Genomic DNA, 18,653 nt, shown 5'->3' with positions numbered 1-18,653 from the left:
AGGTGTCAAACCGCCACCTGGTCAGGAACGTCCAGACGAAGTTCCACATGCTCTCACCTCCTTTCACACCCGACCTGGCGGCGGCCCCGGCCGCCGCGACGCTCCACGCAAAAAGGGGAGACGCGCCATACACCGGCACGTCCCCCCCTGCACCCCCTCAATTCAATCGGCCGCGTTCTCAACCGTGGGTCCCGGCCCGACCACCTGCCAGAACGCCCTGACGTACGCGCGGGCGCCTTCGAGCCACCCCGCGCGCTGCTCCTCTTTCACCCCGGCCTCGCGGCACAGCGCCAGCAGGTCCAGGCGCCGCATGCCCGCCCATGTCCCCCGGAAGTGCGCGTGCACGCTGGCGTATCCGCCGAGCACTGCGCCGCCGTACACCCGCTGGCGGGTGGCAAAGGTCAGTACGTCCGGCATCGCCAGGTGGCCCTGACACTCCCACACCAGCTCGCGCCCCTCAGGCAGGGTGCTGAAGCGCAGGCTCACGCCCTCGACCGGCGTGCCTGTCCGGCCCACCACGTGGTAGGTCTCGTGATGGAACTTGGGGTTGGGGTGCATCAGGCGGAAGTCCGAGTCCCGGAAGGCGAGGATCACGTCGGCGCGTTCGTCCTGGGTCATGCCCCTCTGCGGCGCGCGGCCGCGCGCGACTCCCCGCTGTCTGCGTTCCCGAGTGTTACTCCAGCCGCCGCCACCCCGTGCCCGGCATGCACTCCAGCACTTCGCCGTTCAACTCGACGACGTCACCCGGCCTCGTGCTGCGCGCCGTCTCCTGGGGCACCAGGCAGCGGACACCGGAGCCACGCGCCCAGTGCGAGTCGCTAAAGTGCTGCACCACCCGGAAGGCCATGTCCGGGTCAGTGCAGCGTTCCACCTCCGCCACCAGCACGAAGTCGTCCGGCCACTGTGCCCCGGGACCCCTGGCATGAAACACCTTTGCCATCATCCTGCACCTCCGCGTTCTTCCCAGCGCCGCAGGCGCGAAGGCTGACCATTCCGACGATAGCGGTGTCCGCCGGGCCGCGAGGGCGAAGATGCCGACGTACATGCCCAGTGGCCGTAAAAAAAAGGGCCTCCAGTCTCCCCGCGTTGTGGGGGAGACCAGGGGTCCGCATCCCTTCCTGACCGGCAAGGGGAGGGTCAGGCACCGTTTGCTGGGGCGTCCTGACTGCTGCGCGCGAGAAGCTGCACGCTCCGCGCTTCCACCTTCGTGGAGAGGCGCTTGTTGCCCTCGCGATCCGTCCACGGCTCGTTGAACAGCCGCCCTCCCACCACCACGCCCGTCCCCTTGCGCGTACCCTGGTGCGTCAGGGCCAGGTGGCGCCACAACACCACGTCTATCCAGTGCGTCTTCTCCTGCGGCTGGCCCTGGCGGTTTTTGAAGCGGTCCGTCACGCCGACCCGCATCTCCAGCACCGGTTCCTTCGCCGCCGTCTGCCGGAGCTGCACGTCGCGCGCCAGGTGACCGGAGACCAGCACCTGGTTCAGGCCGAGCACCGCGTCCGCCGGAGCGTCCAGCACCGCGAGCTGCAAGGCCTTGACCTTCAGCGCGCTGCGCTTGCCGCCTTCCGGCGCTTCCCACTCGCTGTACTCCAGCGAGCCGTCCAGCACCATCGGCGTGCCCTTCACGCAGGGGCGCTTGTCCGAGTACTCGGCGGCCTTCCCGACCTGCTCGAAGCGGTGGTACCACTCCACCATCCGCACGTCGTCCCCGACGAACAGCTCCTCCTGCCCGTGCAAGGTGCCTTCCAGTACCGCCATACCGGTCGGCGTGTACCGCAGCGCCGCGTCCTCCGCCAACCGCCCCCCCAGGGTCACCCGGTTCAGTCCCAAGGCCATGTGCGTTCCTCCCTATGCGTGATCTCGATGTGCCGAACCACTCCCGACACTTCACCCCTGGACGCGCCAGCGTCCGACCCCTGACGCGCCGAGGGACCGCGCGCTAACGTCTGTTGCCACGCCGCGTCCGCTCAGGACGGGAGTACTGCCCGGCACCCAGCGTGCTGTTCCGGGGCTGGGGCCGCGAGAACGGACTCGCCAGCTTGTGCGTCCACGAGCCCTGCGGGGTCTGTGCCGCCAGCAGCAGCCGCGCCGCCTCGGCGTTGCCGTCCACCAGGTGGCGCAACCGCCGCTCCAGCGCCCGCCCCGACGGCGCGTCTAGGAACACCGTGTCCTGCGCCCCGTTCAGGGACAGCGACACGACCTCTGCGGAGGCGCACACCTTCAGCTCTCCGTTCGCCAGTCCCCGCCAGCCCGGGTTCGCCCGCGCCACGACCACCATCAGGAGTGTCACGGTCTCCGCCCAGGTCAGGGTCACGTGCGCCGCCCCTGTCGTCAGCAACAGCCCTCCCAGCAGGTTCTCCTCCACCTCCACCAGCGGCGTGGCCCCGGCGCTCCAGACTGGCCGCAGGCGGCCGTCCAGTTCCTCCAGTGCCTCTCCCGTTTCCCGGTCCCAGACCGTCACCCGCTGCGGCATCTCCCGGAAGACCACACCGGCCAGCGCCAGCGCGTCGTTCACCACGACCGAGCGTCCATTGCGGAAGTGCACCTCGTACTGTTTTTGCGACATGACCTGCCCGCGCGCACGTGAGTGCGCGACACCCGGTCCATCAGGCGGCATGGAAAGAGGGAAGGGACCACCGCTCTCCCTTCCCTTCCCGACCACCTCTGAATCACGTCACGCCGCTTTGGCGTCCGGTCCTTTAGCCGCGCCCGCTCTGGGTTTCGGCTTCCTTCCCGAACGGCGTGAGCCTCGTGCTGCCTTTCTCTGTGTCGCCGTGGCCTCGCGGCGGGCCTTGGCCAGCTCGGCGAAACTCGCGTCTCCCTGTTGCAGCTCGTCCAGGGAGGTGGACACCTCGGCGTGGGGACCCGGGTCGAGCACGCACGCCCGGGTCCGGCGTTCCCACCGTTCGTACGCCGGGGTCACCTCGATCAGCTCGTCTCGCCTGGCGCCGCCGCCGACTTTGGCGGGCAGCGTCTCGCGCAGGAACACCGCCTCGAACACCGCCTTGGCGTACGCCTCCTCGTAGGCCGTGAGAAAACGCTTCGCCGCGTCTTCGGGCAACGCCGCAATCACCTCGCTCAGACGCCGCACCGACTTGCCTTCAAACTCTAGCTCCCGCTTGCTCTCCGTCTCCATACCCTGACCGTAAAACGGCGCAGGTTCCCCCGGCCACTTCCGCCGCCTATGTGGTGACTCCGACTGGCACTCGCGGGTGCGGCGGCGGTTCGGAGACAACCCCGGAGTATGAAGAGCGTGAGAGATTGCGGTTTATAATCTAAATCAGTTGGTGAAGTGATTTTGATAGAGACAGGAACGTGGGTTGTACCTGCGCTGGAACGGCGAGAAACGGCCAGGGTCTGAGGTTTAGGATTGGCGCTCAAATGTAAAACCCGCATGGGATGAGGGCTGGTCACCGGGCTCCCCAGTTGGCCTCTAAAATGAGGATTACATGAGCAACTGACCGCAGCCACGCTCTGCCGCGAAAGCGGGGCATTTTACCTGGCACAGGTACAGGCGAGGGCTGCAAATCGGTCGGTCTCAACTGCGGCATCTCGATGAAAACAGGTGCTTCCAGGCGTTGCCTTTTTCGCTGTTCCGGGAGGTGTGGGTTGAACATACTGGGGCGCGGAATGGTGACAGGAAAACGCCGCCTGATCGGGGAGACCGGCGGCGTTTGTGGAAGGGGTGGGCTCAGGCGGCTTGCATCATTCGTCCCTGGATCTCATCGCCTCGTAACCAGGCGTCCACTGCACCCGGCACGTCGTCGATTACGCGGTACACACCCTTCGACAGCACCTCGATGATCAGGCTGAAGATGGGTGTGCTAACCACCTGCTTGTTGGCGTCGAGTCCCCACAGTGGCCGGTAGGTCAGGTTCGTGAAGGCCTGAGCCGTGTTGCGGGCGTGCAGGGTGGCGTCGAACAGCACACCTTTGTTGGCGTACTCCACCACCAGCGGCACGTCGTCGCGCGGACCGATTTCGTCGGTCAGCAGCTCGCGCGGGCTGTTGTTTTGCAAGGCGTAGGCGATCATCGCCCGCTGTCTGGAGGGGTCCCCGACGGAGACCCGTTTTGCTACGCCCACACAGGCGTGAGGGATCACACCAGGTCCCAGAAGTTCGTCGCTGGTGTCGGCCACGGACAACCGCTTGCCCTGAATCTCCGTGCGGATGCGCATGCAGTCCCGGAGCGTGGCCGTCTTCCCCGAGAAGGGTTCGCCCACAATCGCGATGCCCTGAGCCGCCTCAATCTCCTTTCGCAACGGTTCCAACATGCCCATCAGGTAGCGGCCAACCCGAATGGAAATGGACGTGTACTGCCCGGCGGCATTCGTCGCTGTGCTGTACCGGTGCAGGGTGCCCGGGATGCCCTGGCGACCGTCCGCACGAGGTCGGCCCACCCGGTTCAACACGCGCATCAAGTCGGCCTCCGTGACCACCCGTGGGAAGGTCACGCTGAGGTCGTCCATCAGCACGGCGAAGTGCTGCCCAACGTCGAGGGCAATGTCGTCGACCAGGTGCATCCGGCCTGCCAGATACACCTGAAGTTCTTCCGGCAACGAGTCGAGCACCATCTGGTACTCCTCGGGCCTCGTCAGGTCCACCACCGTCATCCGTTCACCCCCTGGAAACGGACCGGAGCCCGCTTCAAAGCCCGGTATGTTGCGAGCACTTTTGCCACGTAGTTCCGGGTCTCCGGAATGTTGGGTACCCCCCCCGGCTGCCATGACGTTGCCCGGGCCAGCGTTGTAGGCCGCCAGCGCGAGAGGCCAGTCCTTGAAGGTATCCCACTGCCTTCGCAAATACTTCGCCGCCCCGTACAGGTTCTGCCGGGGGTCGAGCGGGTCGGTCACGCCCAGGTCGCGTGCCGTTCCGGGCATCAGTTGGCCCAGGCCGAGCGCCCCTTTGGGGCTGACGGCGCGCGGGCAGAACCGGCTTTCCACCCAGATCAGACTCACCAGCAGATCGGGGTCGAGGCCAAAACGTCCGGCGTGATACACCGTCCAGCCGTGGAGGTTCTGGGGGATCACGCCGCACGCCTGGGCTGAACCGGAAAAGGCGCTGATCACGCCTCCGATCAGCGCCCACTTGCGGGTGAACTTAGCGGGGAAGTTGACCGTCATGTTGCGCCGTTCCGGGCATCGCGGCTGCGGCGCCCGCCTGCTCCGCACCCGGGCGTACCGTCGCCTCTGCGCTGCCCGCCACGGCCCCAAGGTGCGTCCCGGCCCTGGACGTGCCGCCTGCCGTCTGCCCCTGTTCGCGTAGGGCGGGGGCGGGCAGGCGCACCGCCACCAGGATGCGCTGGAGGATGCTGACGATCAGGCCCACGCCCACCGTGACCAAGCCGATCAAGTAGCCCAGGGCCCCGCCCGCGGAGGCGGCCATGACCGCCAGGACCACGCAGGCGAGAAAGAACAGATCTGCTGGGTAGAACCACCGTTGTTTCACTGCAATCACCTCGCCCTGCACCGTAGATGGGGAGTGGTTCTGCCCGGGAGCCGGGCCAGCACAAAGCGGCCCGGAGGCCGCACCGCTTGCTGCTGCTCATGACCGTTTCAGGCGATTGGAAAACCACTTCAGGAGGTCGACCTGTGGATTGGCCTGCGCGTTTGCCTTGACCCACTTCACCAGCGACGCCACGATTTTCGGGTCACGCACCAGGTCCACCTGCACGCTGTCTCCCGGAAGCGGAATCCGGGTGAGGTTGCGGCCCACCAGGGCGAAAGTTTCGTCGATCACCACGAACGGCACGCTGGTCGCCGCGTTGGTGACGTTCGGTGCGTAGAGCTGGGTCACTTCGGTGTCCCAACCGGCAAAGGCCACCTGCACTACGCGCTCGTTCCTGCTGCCCTGCCGGACCGCCTCTGGGGTGGTGATAATCACCGTCGTGACGTCGCGCGCGACGGCCTGACGGTAGGCCGTGGTGACTTCAGGATTCTGCATGGTCGGCGCGTAGATCAGCAGCGAGTTCTGCGCCCTCGCGATCAGGTTGACGGCCACGTTCAGCGCGACCCGCGGCGAGGCCTGCGCGCCTGCCGTCGTCACTAACATAAGGGTCAAAACACAACACAGCTTCTTCATTCCTCTCCCCTCATACGGTTGGCCGTGAAAATCGCCATGACGTCTGGCACGGCCTCCACGTTTGAACTGGACTCGGGCGTGGGCTCCGTTGCACCTGCCTGCTCTGAGGGTAGGCCGGTTGAGGTTCGCTCCAGTTCCGGCAAAGGCAGGAAAATCGGGGGCTGGTTGCTTGCTGGGGACGGTGATGTTCCCGACTTCTTGCGAGGTGTCCTGACCGGTTTTGGAGCGGGGGCGGGTGCCGCCTCCATCTCGGCGACCTCTGCGATTTCGGCAGCCTCCCGGGCCCTCAGCAAGGCGTGCTCCTCGAGCAGGGTCGGTGCCTTTCTGGACTCCTTCTTGGAGGTCTTTGACTGTCCTGTCTTCGCGGGCTTCGGGCGCGGTTCAGGGTCGACGGGAGGCTGGTTCGCGGCAGCCTCCTGTCTCGCCTTGCCCCAGCCCTTGGCCTCGCCATTGGGGTGCATCTCGGCGGCCTCGCGGGCGGCGTCTACGGCTGCCCTGAGCCTCGCGGGATCGTTCAACGGGACCACCACCAGGTTCTTGGTCCCGAGACGCTTGGTGGGCAGTTCTGGGACCACGCCGAGCAACTCGCGCAGCACCGTGGAGGGCATCGCCAGCATCTCGTACTCGTAGTACGCCGTGACCTCCTGGCGCTGGTCTTCCGGCAACGCGTCGCGGACCGGATGGTGTTCGATGCTGGGCGCCCGCTGACGCATCCAGCGCATGATCGGCCCCAGCACCTCGGCGTCCGTGAAACGCTTCATCTTGGTCTCGCCGAGCAGGGCCTGTCCCGCGTCCGTGATGCGCAACTCTGTGCCCGCCGCACCGCGGGCCAGCCACTTGCTCTGGTCCACCAAGAACGCGACCTGTTCGGCCGAGACTGGGGACTCGAACGAGTCGCTGGAAACGTAGATTTTCGGGGGATTGGTCGCCCTGACAAGACGCACCCGGGCGCCCTGTTCCAGCGCGGCGTCCGCCCAGGCATGCAACAGCGCCTCAGGAGTCTCCGGGGCGTTCTCCTGCACGGGTGCCCGCCCCTGATGACGGAAGCTGGGATCGGCCAGAAGCTGGTCGGTCAGCACGCCGGGCGCGACCTTCCCCATGACGTTCCGGTAGACCTTTGCTATGCGGTTCTCGACTGGGCGAGACCACAACTGCCACCAGGGTACGGAGACCACAAACCGAGCGTCGTAACGCGGCAGTTTGATGCGAACTGGCGGGCACCCCATCATCAACAGGACACCCTCGTTCTTGGTGTATGTGGCGAATTCCTCTGGAGGCAGGAAGGCCTGCCGCTCCACGCGCTCCGAGGTGGTGCGCCGCCCCTTGAACGGCGTGGGCAGGAACTGGTCGTTTGCGGCACTTTCACCCGTCACCACCTTGCTCGTGTTTCCCAGCAACTTCGACCAGTTGATGGCGTCCTGACCGGTGATGCCGTAGGGGAGAAGGATGGTGTGGCCGATAACGTTCTCGGTCATCGCCGAGTAGTACAGGTCGCCATACACCAAGCGCCCCTGGCTGCTGTTCTGGACGCCGATGGTCATGCCGATGTTGCGCTCACGGTTGGTGGCCGTCGAGCGCATCATGTTGCCCTGCCGACCAAAGCTGTTGAACTCGTCGAAGACTTTTTCGACGTGAATGGCCAGGGTCCCGCCCTGCCGCGCGGATTCCTGTAACGCGACCCGGTCCACCTGGCGATTGATCAGTTTGATCAGCGTCTCCCCGGAGCCGTCCACCAGGTGTTCCTGCTCAATACCGACGTACAGGAGTGTCGGCCTTTTGAACACGTCCACCAGCTTCAGGTTGCGTCCCGGGCTGCTGGTCGTGGCCCGTTCCAAGACCGGGTTGAAGAAGATCTTCAGTTCCGAGATCAGTCCCCGCAGCATGTCCGCGTTGGCGGCTGGCGAGCGGTCGAAGATACCCTTCATCGCCTCCTTGATCTCGGGATTGTTCGCGCTTTCGCGCTGATACCACTGCTCGAGCTCGGTCTTGGTGGACTGGGCGATGCGCAGCACCTCACGGAAGGTGCGTTTGGACTGCACGGGGTGATTGGCGACGGCCAGCATGATCGAGGCCAGTGTGTGCCGCTCCACGCTCTTGTAGTGCTCGCCAACCTCCTTCTGATACTCGGGCGGGGTGATGATGCTCTCGGCCACCTCCAGGGCCGTCTTCATGTCCGTCACGCTGTCGAGCAGCGGCATGTGCAGCGTGTCCTCGGAAAACGGGGTGAAGAGCTGCACCTGTCGCCCGAGCCGGTGCCAGAACGCGATCATGTTGTAGAACCCCTTGCGGTTGGGGTACTTCAGGTCGAACAGGATCACGCTGTTGCCCTGGATGGCGTCTATCATGAGCTGTGGAATGAAGAGGCCGGAAGTTTTCCCGCCGCCGACGCCGGAAATGATGATGGTGTTGGTGCAGCGGTCCTCGACCGGGGGCATCATCATTTCGAGCTTTTTCAGGTCGAACCGGTCGGTGCCCGCGGGCCGCATAAAGTAGCCGAGGTAACCGCTCTGCTTGTTCTCTGGTCGGTCCTTGTCTCCCCTGACATAGACCTTGATCTTGTCGTCCGTCTCCAGCGCCCAACGTTGCTGGCCAGGCATCTTCACGTGCTTGTTGCCACCTCCTGCGCGGTGGATCAGGGCGGCTCCGGCCAGCGGCACGAAGCTCAGGGCGAACGGCAGGTAGGGAAAGGCGGCCGACAGCGCCTTGTTGGCCCCAGGTGCACAGCGCCCGTCTCCCAGGCAGTAGGTGAACACCATCAGCGGGCTTTCCTGAGAGTACACGCGCCCCCAGCCCAGGCCGATCAGCTCTTTTCCCAGACCGACCATGAGCTTGATCAGCTCACCCACGCCATACGCAAGGCCGCCCAAGAACGCGGCGAGGCACAGGGTCATGCCCAGGACCGCCCACGGCGACCTCGACTTCACGAGGAGGTTCTCGATGTTGTTCCGTTTCTGTAGCATCGTCCGTTCCTTGAGTGAGTGCAGGCGGGCGGTCAGATGACGGCCCGCCTGGAAGGGGTTGCTGCTGGTTGTGAGGTCAGTTCTTCTGGTTGGTCCGGCCGCTCTTGGCGCCCACGTCGGCGGCCGTGCCGCGCGCGCTGCCAGGGTTGCCGCTGTTCCCGGTGTACGGCTGCTGGGGTCTGGTCTGCGTGCCGCCCTGCGGGCTCATCCGTGAGGCGGCGTTCGAGTACGTCTCACGGCTGGACTGTCCAGGGGCGTCCCGGATCGTCCGGTTCATCTCGTTTCCGAGCCGAGCGGTTCGGTACGAGTCCGTGGCGTTCTTGCCCATGTAGCCCACGCCTCCCGCAGTGGCGTTCGCGCCGCCCACGAGTGCCCGGCCGCCGGTGGTCGCCAGGTTCCCGGCGGGTCCGGACATGCCCCGCATGGCGCCCCCCCCCATGCGGGCCAACATGCCCGCACCTGCTGTCTGAATGCCGTACACGGTCGAGTCAATGCCCGTGCTGAGTGCGCTCGCCAGGAAGCCCGGGACGCGCCGGAGCTGGGCGGCCGCGATGCCCTGAGCCACAACCATGGCGATGACGAACAGGATGAACCCCCGGACCATGCTCCAGAACGACTGCAACCCGGCGTTGATCTGGAGGAAGAAGGCCTTGATTCCAGAGCAGGCGGAGTCACCGCCGAGCCACTTGGGAACGCCCAACTCGTTCCCCTGACCGGTGGTGCCCGACATGCACTTCACCATCTCTTCTCGGTACTGATAGGCCAGGGCATTGAGGTCGGCTGTCCTGCTCTTGATCTGGTTAGTGAGCACCTGCTGGGGGTACTGCACCGCGATCTTGGCGGACAGAACCATGACGAAGGGCGTCACGGCAGCGGTCAGCCACGCCCCGATCACCAGCATGAGGATGTACTTGAGCATCCGGCCGTCGCCGATGCCCCACGCCACCACGCCAAACGGCAGCAGCAGACTGCCGAGGATCAGGCTGAAGCCGCTTCCCAGGATGATCGAGGTGAAGAGTGCGAAAAATCCGAGGATCAGCACGTAGCCCAGTTGCACGATCCAACTCGCGCGGTCCAGCGGTGAGATCTGCCGGGCCTGCTGCTCGGCCGTGACCAGGGCCTGCACGGTCGTGTCGTCGAGCGGATTGTTCGGGTTCTTCCACTGCGCCGTCGTGATGACCTCCGCGATGCCCGACGCTGCGCCCGCCGCCATCAGGTACTCGTGGGCCGCGTTCGCCATGTCCGCCGTGCCCACCTCGACGGCATCCTTGATCAATGGGCTGGCGAGCCTGGAGGCCGTGGTGTAGAGCGCCGACCACCCGGCGGTGGAACTGTCGATGACGGCCCAGACCGGCCCGTTGCCATCTCGGGTGGCATCCATGATGGCCAGCACGGCGAGAATCTTGAACATGGTCAGGGTGGCCACTCCCCAGTTGTTGCGGAAGATGCCCTTGAAAAAGATCACGTACAGGCCCATGCCACCGGCGATGTACATGCCGTACAGGGCGAGCGACTGGATCAGCCGCTGGTCGCCGATGTCCTTGGCCAGGGTATCCATCCAGATCCGGGGATTTTGCACGTAGTCGGACAGGTTGACCTCGAAGAGCCCCGGCGTCGTGGTGGCCCCGGCGTTGCCCAACAGGGTCAGCGCAAGAATGCCCAGCATGAACGCGAAGCGGAATGATCCCTGCATCAGTTCCCCCGCAGCAACTGGCCGGTGTTCTCGGTATTGGTCTCCGGTGCCGTCGTGATCTCCACAATGGCGCTGCCCGTCGCACGGACCGACCTGGCCGTTTCGTCGGCGCGCGCCTGTGAGCGGGCCACCTGCTCTTCCACAATCTGTTGACGCGCGAGCGCCTCGCCCTTCTTCCGGGCAATCAGGTCGCTCACCACGGCTCCCATCGTCTGGTTGGTGATGTCCAGGCTGCGCGAGAGCTGCGCGAACTGCGCGGCCAGCGCCGCGTCGCTCATGGCCCGGTTGTTCATGTCTTCGAGGACGATCTGCCCCAGCACCTGCACGCCGTCCCGGGTGGAGTCAGCGCCGTTCAGGGCGTTCCCCAGGTGCAGCGCCTGGGTAGCGACATCTTTGGCCCGGTCCTGAAGCGTGTTCGCCGTGGTGACGGCCTCTTCGACGGTCCTGGCGCTGTCGGCCGTATTTTGCAACTGCGACTTGGTCAGCTCGTCCGCCTGTACGTTTTGCACGGCGCTGTCGCGTTTCATCTGCTGGAGGGTCGGGTTGAAAGCGATCGCGGTGTCCACCTCGTTCGTGCCGGGCTTCAGGAACGCGGCCGAGGCGACGAACGCCTGACCTTTGCTGATCTCCTCCTTGATCGCGTCGATCTGCTGTTGCAGGTCGTTGAGGAAGCCCTCCGGGTCGATGCCCGCGGTGTTGAAGCCCTGGTCGGCCAGCCGCTGGAGCATGACTGAGCCGAGGTTCTTCAGGTTGTCCTCGCTGAAAATCCGGTCACTGATGCTTTTCAGGTCGGTCAGGGACTGGAGCCAGGCCTGGTTGCGCTGGTAGAAGTCGTAAGCGCTCTGCGCCTGGCTGGGCAGCGGCACGCCGCCCACACTTCCTGCGGCCTGCGCGGGGCCGGTGGACAGCAAGACGGTGGCCGTGACGGTCAGCAACGTTCTTTTCATAGGTTCCTCCCGAAAGGCACTCTGGGTCCGTCAGTTGACGAAATGACCGGCCAGGGCCAGCACCGCGGACATCCGGTTGCCGCCCAGGCGACGGGTGTACTCCTCGCGGCGTTCCTTGTCCGCCGGGTGGCTGCTGGTCAACCAGCGCTTCAGCGGGGTCAGGTGGTTCTGAATCACGTCGCCAACCGTGGTTCCATTCGACAGCTCCATAATCGCCACGTACTCACGGAAGTTGGCGCCGCCGCCCAGGCTGTTGATGCTGGCGTGGGTGGCCTCGTTCAGCTTCAGGGTGGTCACGATCTTCTCGGCCTCGTCGGGCGTGACGCTGCCGATCAGGCGCAGGGCACTGTTGTTGATGATGCCCCCCAGGTTCTCGATGTCCCCGATCTCCTGGCTGAGCCCGACCGGGTAGAAACCGAAGGTGCGCCCGACCTTGAACATCTCGGCCACGAACTTCGCGGCCTCCTCGATCTCCGCCATCGCTCCCAGCTCCTCGAACACGGGGTACTTGATCACGCCCGGGTTGTCCAAACCGCTGCGCCAGATCAGGTCGACGAGCAGGATCATTCCGATACGCCGCAGTTCCCGGGCCGACTCGTCACGCATGGCGGAAATGTTGAAACTCGTCACGTCGCTTCCGATGCGGACCGTCGTGGGGCCGTTCAGGAAAGACGCGAGTTCCCCCTTGCCTGTAAAGGCCCCGAGCCGGGCACCCAGGATGTCGATGGCATCCTGCATGGTCTTGTTCGGCGCGACGCCCGCCACGGTTGGCAGGTTCCTGAGAATCCGCACGAAGTCCCCGAGGTAGAATTCCTTGAACTCTTCGCGGTACTTTCCGTCCCCGGTGGGAATCCGCTTGACTGCCAGGTCGTAGGCGGCCTCGAGCGCGCTGGTGAGGATAGTGTAGTCGAGTGGCCCCAGCCCGCCGCTGGGCATCAGCAGCGCCTTGAACATGCCCATCAGCAGGCCGCGCTTCTCCGCCGTCGCGGTGATCCCACCCGGGGGGAGGTCGAACATGTTGATGCACACCGGCTTGCCGTTCGGCAGCACGGCACCCGGGCAGATTTCGATGATTTCGCCCTCGACCGCCTCCACCACGGCGTCGTAGTCCTTTTTGAGGTCCAGGATATAGACCTTGCCACCGATGGCGCGCACGTTGAGCAGGAACGTCATGTTCAGGTTGCTCTTGCCGCTGCCTGCCGTGCCGATGATGAACGTCCCGGAGTTGTTGGTTCCCACCGCCTGGTTGATCGGCGTGAGCCCGCCGTGCCGGTTCCGGAAGACGACCAGGGGGTCTGGCGTGCCCTCCCAGGCGCCCACCTGCGGAATTAGACCGGCCACATTGATCGTGCGGCCGTCGAACAGGTACTGGTTGGTCAGACCGTTGAACGGTTCCAGCACCTCGTACTGCCGGATATTGTCCACGTTCCCGACCCGGGCCAGCGCCCCTCCCAGTTGCCCCATCTCCGCGCGCGCCCGGTTGGTGGCGTAGTTCAGCTCGTCTTGCGTCCGCGCGTAGATCACCATGGCCAGTCCGAAGTTCACCATCTTGGCCTTGCCGCGCGTGATGGCGTACAGCGCCTCCTCCATCTCGTCGGAGATCGCCCTGTTTGCGGAACCGCCTCCCTCGGCCAGGGTGTTGCCAGCCCCTTCGGCCTTGTACGCCAGGGCGGCTTTCTTGGTGGTGGGATCAACGATGACGAAATCGATGATCAGGTAATACTCGACGTCCCGCAGGGCGGCCAGGAGCTGCTCCAGCATCCCGCTCTGCGTGCCCTCGCCCACCTCGGAGTAACTCACGACGTTGACCAGGCGTGTGCCCACAACCAGAAACCCGGGATTGGACTTGTCCACCGAGCTTTCCGTGAGCTGGCGGCGCGGGGAGGGAAGCTGAATGCGGTCGTCGGCTTGCAGCGAGCGAACTGAAGCGTCGCCGGTGGGGACCACGCTGCGGTATTCGCCCGGCATGTCGCCGAACTGCTTGTTGCGGTAGCTGTAGATCAGGTTGGCGATGTCCTGCGTCCCCATCCGGCGGGGCGACAGACCGGCCGCGTGCATGGCGTCGCCCAGCCGGCCCGCGTAGGCGTTGCAGTAGTCGGTCAGAATGCCAAGTTCCCGTTCGGATAGGCTGCGGTTCTTCGGAGTCTTGCGGTTGACCTTGACGGTGAGGTAATAGCGCGTGCGCTTCAATTTCCCGGCGCGGCGGTCACGTTCCAGAAGGTCGTTGTCCGCCTGCACCACGGCGCTCAGGATGTCCTGCTGACCCTGCGCCTCGAGCATGTAGCTCCGCACCTCTTTTTCGGGCATGTCGCGGTTCTCGATGATGATGCGTCCGCGTGAGCCGACCGGCAGGGCCTGGCTCAGCAGGATGTTGTGGGTGTGTTTGATGCTGTCACGTACGGCGTTAGACACTTGCAGCGCGTTCGGGAGATGGAATTCGAACCCGATCTCGGCCGAGCCGTTCCGCGCGACGTGGACCCCCTGGCGGATTCCCAGTAACGGGGACTTCTCGGTCCAACTGGTCTGGCGTACAGGCGTCAGGGCATCCCGAAGACTGGTCAGAAAGGACATAGGCCCACCGTAGATTCTTTCTGGTTGGCACCAATGGGAAGCGGCCCGCCCTGGTGGGTGCGGGCCGGACAGAGAGAGTTCAGGCCTTGGCGTCCTGGATGGGTGCGGGTGCCGTGCGGGCAGGCCTGCGCCGGTTGTTCTTGGGAGGGGCCACCTCGGCATACCTGGGCACCGAGAGCGGCAGGGGCCTACTGTCGTTGGTGACTTCCAGGACCATCGGGGTCGAAACGTAATAGAAGAGGTTCTTGATGTAGTTGCGGGGGACCAGGCGCTGGTAGGCGGCGAGGGCGAGGTACGTCCCGACCAGCACGCCCAGCAGCACGGCGAGAAGGGGAATCCCTTCGAGGGAGCCTGAGAGCAGCAGGAACGCGAGAAAGGCCACCGCCCCCGCCTTGCCGAGCTTCGGCCAGGTGATGCCGAAGCGCCATTCCGGTTCCTGGTTGAAGCGGTAGATCGGATCGTACTCCACGTCCTCACCCGTTTCCGTTCACAAGACTCGGCGTTCGCCAGGGGCTTACAGGCCGCACTGGGGCGGGACGATGCCGAGGTTCTTGCCGAGGGGGATGGCCTGGAGGGAGAGGATGCCGCCGACAATCCCCAGGGCGCACCACCCCCAGCCCCCCCGCATGCGCGCCAGACCCATGACGAAGCCGATGATCGCCATGCCGAAGAAGACGATGCGCACGAGGATGCTGCTGACAAATGAGGCGATCCAGCCGCAGCCCGTCTTCCCCTGCTGTGCGAAGGTCGTGTCGAACGGGTTGTTGCCGGTCTGCTGGGCGAACGCCATGCTGAAGACCAAGGCCGCCAAAAGAATCACGCCCCAGGTCAGGAGGGGCAGCGGACTGACCCCCACGCGGGTCCAAAAGGCGACGGAACGCTGGCTGATGGTGAGCCCCTGATTCATACCTACCTCCGGAGTTCGCGCCATTCACGGAGACGACGAACACCTCCGATTTCTAACTGGATTCAGGTTTCCGCCAGAGCGGCCGGGCCTTCTCGCGTCCCTGGGCGAAACCAGCCCGCATCTAGGGTGGAGCCATGACGCATCCCGATCCCCAGACGTACATCTACGATCCCGAAGTGGTGGACACACTGAGCAGTGAGGTCGAGGCGCTGGGCTTGGAGATCCCGCGCGATCCCAACAGCCCGGACTACGCCGCCTTTATGGAGCAACTGAGGGCGAAGAACCCCGGCCTGGCGACCCGGGTCAGCCTGGCGCGCATCCCCGAATCCGAGGTCCGCGCCTCTGCCCTCCTCCAGGAGCAGGCCCGGGCCATCGACGGCCGGGAGTCGTTCGTGGAGCGCATCACGGCCAGGGTCACGCGCCGGACCCCCAACGGGGCACCGGTGCCTGACGCGCGGCGGCTGGGCATCATCGGTGCAGGCCTGTTGATCGGCACGCTGGGCGCCTTCATGTTCTGGCCGCGGCAGCCCAAGACGGTGACGGCCAGTGCCACGGCCACCCCTCCGGGCGCGGCCCAGTCGGAGAACGTGCAGGCAGGCAGCGATACCGAGAGTGCCGGTGGTCCCCCGCGCCTTCCGACGGAGCCCGTGGAGACCAGCCCGCTGGCCCCCGCGCCGGGTTCGTCCACAGGGTCCACGCCGGGTATCGGCACGGGACAGACTGTGGCCCCCACGGAGTCACAGGTCACCGCGCCGTCCTACACCGCGCCGTCTTACGCCAACGACACGTCCTCCAGCTACTCGCCGCCGCCCAGCAGTCCGAGCGTCTACACGCCCCCCCCGGCCGTGAACAGCTCCACGGCCTCCACGCCCCCGGCCATGAGCAGCGCCACTCCCGACACCACGGCCGCTCCAGACGACACCGCCGCGCCTGAGGTCTTCACCCCTCCACCCGCCGCCAGCATCTCGGCGGCCACACCCGAGCCGGACTGGAGTACCGTGTACACCCCACCTGTGAGCGTCGACACGCCTCCCCCAGCCGTGAACAGCACCACCGCCTCCACGCCCCCGGCCGTGAGCAGCGCCACTCCCGACACCACGGCCGCTCCAGATGACACCGCCGCGCCCGTGGTCTTCACCCCTCCACCCGCTGCCAGCATCTCGGCGGCCACACCCGGGCCGGACTCGAACACCGCGTCCACGCCGCCTGTGACGGTGACGCCCACGACACCCCCACCCGTGCAGGTGTCTGAAAACTTCGCGGGAAGTCAGCTAAACTCGGCGGCGACCTCCCCCGCCACAGCGGCGGGACCCACCTCCCCTTCCGGAAGGGCAGGGGGGGCGGCCTCGGGGCTTCATGTTGCCTATACGGCGGCCAATGGGCAGCAGGGAGAGGGACAGCGTACGGGCCGCATGGCGGTGCTCTCCGTGAGGGGCGCTGACGCTGGCAATGAGGCGTCCACGGCCAGCGCCGGGAGCGGTCAGGGAGCGGAGGGGGCAGGGAACTCTACAGGAGGGGCCAACGACGCACGCTCGCGGAACCTGAAAGTTATCTACGACGCCAAGGCCACGAACCGGATCACATCCTCCGGGACCGGTCAGAACCAGAATCAGGGACAGTCCGGTACCCAAGCGCAGGCCCCACAGAACGGTCAGACGACCGAAACGGGCTCCACCTCCAGCACCCCCCCCCCCCAGGCTCAGGACGGCCGGTCAAAGGTCCTTTACAGCGCGCCCGAGCAGGCGAGTGCAGCTCCTGTCGCCCAGGGAAACGGGCAAGCCTCTTCCAGCGCCCCGGCTTCCGCCTCGCCCTTCCAGATGGGACAGCTTATTCCCGCCAACATGGTGGTTGCCCTCGATCTGATCGAGGGGGCCGGCGTGGAATTCTTCGTGAACACCCCAGCCGCTCAGGGCAACTACGTCTGGAAGGGCACAGCCACCCTCGACGGTTCCAAGCGGGTCCAGATGAACTTCACAGAACTGGCCCTGCCTGACGGACAGGTCGTCCCGGTGCGCGCGAGCGGAGTCGCCACGGACGGGACGCTCGGCGTGAAGCCCGGCTTCCGTCCCTCGGCGCCTGCGGCAGCCATCGACGCGGTGCGCGGCACGCTCTCCGGGGTACAGGAGGCGGCCAACGCCCAGTTGCAGGCGGGAACTACGGTGGTGACAGGCGGAGCGACGGTCGTGACCAAGGCGCCGCCCAACTTCTGGCTGTCCCTTCTCGGCGGGGCCGTCAACAGCTTCAAGCTCCCCTCAACCACGGCCTCGGTCGTCACCCTGGCCCACATCGACCGCGGCACTCCCATCAACGTCCTCTTCGGTGGAAGCGTGGCGGGTGATGGCGCCCCGCGGTAACCCTCTCCTGAGCAAACTGGCCCGGCTCAGAGCGGCGCTCAGGACCGACCGGGTCCTGAGCGCCGCTCAGTTGAAGCGTTACTTCGATCTGGACCTGGGGCAGTTGCAGGGCCTGCGTGAATTCATCTGCTTCAGTGCGGTGGTGCAGCCGATCTTCCGGACCCAGACCTCCCGGCAGCTCATCTGGTTCGTCACGTCCGCGCCGCGTCTGCCCCGGCGCCTCAGCCCGGAGAGAATCGGGCACCTGTGCGGAACCGCCGAGCTTCGACTGCGGCTGGGGTACCCGCCCGAGCAGTGGCACTCCGACGCCGCCGCTCTGGGGAAGCTCAACAAGCCGGACGCTGTCCTCACGCTCGGGCCGCACCTGGTGGCCATCGAGTTCGACACGGGCTCCTACCGTGGCCGCGTCGTCCGGCAGAAACGTGAGGCCTTCAGCGGGAAGTACGCCGGGCTGGTGTGGGGCGTGACCAGCCGGGTCAGGTCACGGAATCTGGTCGAGACCCTCGCTCCCCACGGCGTGCAGGTCTTACACGTGAACTGGTGGGACGGCACGGGGGCCGATCTGAACTTCTGACAGCGGCAGACGGTAGAGCACCACCAGGTGGGGGTGGGCGCCCGCCAGCCGGGAAAGCCGGGCCAGGGTCGGCGTGATGACCACGAGGCCCGCGTTCTGGGAGAGCAGGTGTGAGCGCCGTTGCTGGAGCAGGCTGCGGACGGCCCGTGGACTGTAGCCCTCGCCGATGCACCGGCCGATCACCAGGCACCGCCTGCCGCCAGGCGCATACATCCAGTGCCGCCTGTACTCGTCCGGCAGCTCGTACGTGTACCCCTCGGCCAGCAACCGCTTGATGCCCTCGCGGACGTAGGCCTGGTTGGTGGCCTCCGTCGAACTGCCGATCCAGGGCCGCTGCTGCGGGGCGACCACCCGCAGGGCGGCCGGTCCCAGCATCATCACGCCGCCGATCAGGCTGGGCCAGTGCAGCAGGTACCCGTCCCGCACCAGGTGTCTGGTTTCCTCGGCCCCCAGCACCTGGGTGACATCGTGGGCACCGACGGCCGACCAGCGGTCCACCTCGCGGAAAAAGGCCAGATGCGTTTCGCCCACCCGGCGCTGGGGTGGGCGTCGGAGGTCGCCGAGACC

The 18,653-nt window shown here is 65.9% G+C and carries 17 protein-coding genes; 2 read left to right on the top strand and 15 right to left on the bottom strand.

The features are described 5' to 3' along the window. Nucleotides 1-162: 162 nt before the first annotated feature. The 14 genes from HNQ09_RS08140 to HNQ09_RS08070 form a co-directional block, all read right to left on the bottom strand. A complete protein-coding gene (locus tag HNQ09_RS08140; protein WP_184027763.1) occupies nt 163-618 on the bottom strand; it encodes a hypothetical protein in 456 nt (151 codons plus the stop codon). Nucleotides 619-673: 55 nt separating this feature from the next. Beyond that, a complete protein-coding gene (locus tag HNQ09_RS08135) occupies nt 674-943 on the bottom strand; it encodes a hypothetical protein (protein WP_184027761.1) in 270 nt (89 codons plus the stop codon). Nucleotides 944-1,137: 194 nt separating this feature from the next. Continuing rightward, nucleotides 1,138-1,836, bottom strand: coding sequence for a single-stranded DNA-binding protein (locus tag HNQ09_RS08130; protein ID WP_184027759.1), 699 nt, complete (start codon nt 1,834-1,836; stop codon nt 1,138-1,140). Between the two features lie 103 nt (nt 1,837-1,939). Further along, the gene (locus HNQ09_RS08125; RefSeq protein ID WP_184027757.1) at nt 1,940-2,566 is read right to left on the bottom strand and encodes a hypothetical protein; all 627 of its coding nucleotides are present in this window, start codon (nt 2,564-2,566) and stop codon (nt 1,940-1,942) included. A 108-nt stretch (nt 2,567-2,674) separates the two neighbouring features. Further along, a complete protein-coding gene (locus HNQ09_RS08120) occupies nt 2,675-3,136 on the bottom strand; it encodes a hypothetical protein (RefSeq protein ID WP_184027755.1) in 462 nt (153 codons plus the stop codon). Nucleotides 3,137-3,691: 555 nt separating this feature from the next. Then, nucleotides 3,692-5,122 (bottom strand): transglycosylase SLT domain-containing protein, encoded by a 1,431-nt coding sequence (locus HNQ09_RS18655; RefSeq protein ID WP_221269700.1) that lies wholly within the window; start codon nt 5,120-5,122, stop codon nt 3,692-3,694. After that, nucleotides 5,100-5,447 carry a hypothetical protein gene (locus HNQ09_RS08105; protein ID WP_184027750.1) on the bottom strand — a complete coding sequence of 116 codons (348 nt, stop codon included), beginning with the start codon at nt 5,445-5,447 and terminating at the stop codon, nt 5,100-5,102. Before HNQ09_RS08105 ends, HNQ09_RS18655 begins: the two co-directional genes overlap by 23 nt. Before the next feature lie 96 nt (nt 5,448-5,543). Further along, a complete protein-coding gene (locus HNQ09_RS08100; protein WP_184027748.1) occupies nt 5,544-6,044 on the bottom strand; it encodes a hypothetical protein in 501 nt (166 codons plus the stop codon). 32 nt (nt 6,045-6,076) lie between these two features. After that, entirely contained in the window at nt 6,077-9,040 is a 2,964-nt protein-coding gene (locus HNQ09_RS08095; protein WP_184027746.1) for a type IV secretory system conjugative DNA transfer family protein, read from the bottom strand. Between the two features lie 76 nt (nt 9,041-9,116). Next, nucleotides 9,117-10,706: a hypothetical protein gene (locus HNQ09_RS08090; RefSeq protein ID WP_184027744.1), complete on the bottom strand. Its 1,590-nt coding sequence runs from the start codon at nt 10,704-10,706 to the stop codon at nt 9,117-9,119. 26 nt (nt 10,707-10,732) lie between these two features. After that, nucleotides 10,733-11,680, bottom strand: coding sequence for a hypothetical protein (locus HNQ09_RS08085; protein WP_184027742.1), 948 nt, complete (start codon nt 11,678-11,680; stop codon nt 10,733-10,735). Nucleotides 11,681-11,710: 30 nt separating this feature from the next. After that, nucleotides 11,711-14,251: a VirB4 family type IV secretion system protein gene (locus tag HNQ09_RS08080; protein ID WP_184027739.1), complete on the bottom strand. Its 2,541-nt coding sequence runs from the start codon at nt 14,249-14,251 to the stop codon at nt 11,711-11,713. A 79-nt stretch (nt 14,252-14,330) separates the two neighbouring features. Continuing rightward, nucleotides 14,331-14,720: a hypothetical protein gene (locus tag HNQ09_RS08075; protein WP_184027737.1), complete on the bottom strand. Its 390-nt coding sequence runs from the start codon at nt 14,718-14,720 to the stop codon at nt 14,331-14,333. A gap of 45 nt (nt 14,721-14,765) precedes the next feature. Then, nucleotides 14,766-15,158: a hypothetical protein gene (locus HNQ09_RS08070; protein ID WP_184027735.1), complete on the bottom strand. Its 393-nt coding sequence runs from the start codon at nt 15,156-15,158 to the stop codon at nt 14,766-14,768. A gap of 134 nt (nt 15,159-15,292) precedes the next feature. Here HNQ09_RS08070 and HNQ09_RS08065 point away from each other — a divergent pair, with 134 nt between their 5' ends. Together HNQ09_RS08065 and HNQ09_RS08060 are read left to right on the top strand one after the other, a co-directional pair. Beyond that, complete coding sequence (locus HNQ09_RS08065) at nt 15,293-17,512, top strand: hypothetical protein (protein WP_184027733.1); 2,220 nt, start codon at nt 15,293-15,295, stop codon at nt 17,510-17,512. After that, complete coding sequence (locus HNQ09_RS08060) at nt 17,496-18,086, top strand: hypothetical protein (RefSeq protein ID WP_184027731.1); 591 nt, start codon at nt 17,496-17,498, stop codon at nt 18,084-18,086. Before HNQ09_RS08065 ends, HNQ09_RS08060 begins: the two co-directional genes overlap by 17 nt. Here the strand turns inward: HNQ09_RS08060 and HNQ09_RS08055 are convergent. Beyond that, nucleotides 18,039-18,617, bottom strand: a complete 579-nt coding sequence (locus tag HNQ09_RS08055; RefSeq protein ID WP_184027729.1) for a hypothetical protein — start codon at nt 18,615-18,617, stop codon at nt 18,039-18,041. The two genes, HNQ09_RS08060 and HNQ09_RS08055, sit on opposite strands and share 48 nt — an antisense overlap. Nucleotides 18,618-18,653 lie beyond the last annotated feature (36 nt).

It is taken from the genome of Deinococcus budaensis, from assembly GCF_014201885.1.
Taxonomy (GTDB): domain Bacteria; phylum Deinococcota; class Deinococci; order Deinococcales; family Deinococcaceae; genus Deinococcus; species Deinococcus budaensis.
Note: the sequence above shows the minus strand (reverse complement) of the source record. Positions and strands in the feature narration are given on the sequence as shown.

Coding starts and splice junctions, on each gene's coding strand:
- HNQ09_RS08140 (WP_184027763.1), bottom strand. CDS start 618: ATGACCCAGGACGAACGCGCCGACGTGATCCTCGCCTTCCGGGACTCG.
- HNQ09_RS08135 (WP_184027761.1), bottom strand. CDS start 943: ATGATGGCAAAGGTGTTTCATGCCAGGGGTCCCGGGGCACAGTGGCCG.
- HNQ09_RS08130 (WP_184027759.1), bottom strand. CDS start 1,836: ATGGCCTTGGGACTGAACCGGGTGACCCTGGGGGGGCGGTTGGCGGAG.
- HNQ09_RS08125 (WP_184027757.1), bottom strand. CDS start 2,566: ATGTCGCAAAAACAGTACGAGGTGCACTTCCGCAATGGACGCTCGGTC.
- HNQ09_RS08120 (WP_184027755.1), bottom strand. CDS start 3,136: ATGGAGACGGAGAGCAAGCGGGAGCTAGAGTTTGAAGGCAAGTCGGTG.
- HNQ09_RS18655 (WP_221269700.1), bottom strand. CDS start 5,122: ATGACGGTCAACTTCCCCGCTAAGTTCACCCGCAAGTGGGCGCTGATC.
- HNQ09_RS08095 (WP_184027746.1), bottom strand. CDS start 9,040: ATGCTACAGAAACGGAACAACATCGAGAACCTCCTCGTGAAGTCGAGG.
- HNQ09_RS08090 (WP_184027744.1), bottom strand. CDS start 10,706: ATGCTGGGCATTCTTGCGCTGACCCTGTTGGGCAACGCCGGGGCCACC.
- HNQ09_RS08085 (WP_184027742.1), bottom strand. CDS start 11,680: ATGAAAAGAACGTTGCTGACCGTCACGGCCACCGTCTTGCTGTCCACC.
- HNQ09_RS08080 (WP_184027739.1), bottom strand. CDS start 14,251: ATGTCCTTTCTGACCAGTCTTCGGGATGCCCTGACGCCTGTACGCCAG.
- HNQ09_RS08070 (WP_184027735.1), bottom strand. CDS start 15,158: ATGAATCAGGGGCTCACCATCAGCCAGCGTTCCGTCGCCTTTTGGACC.
- HNQ09_RS08065 (WP_184027733.1), top strand. CDS start 15,293: ATGACGCATCCCGATCCCCAGACGTACATCTACGATCCCGAAGTGGTG.
- HNQ09_RS08060 (WP_184027731.1), top strand. CDS start 17,496: ATGGCGCCCCGCGGTAACCCTCTCCTGAGCAAACTGGCCCGGCTCAGA.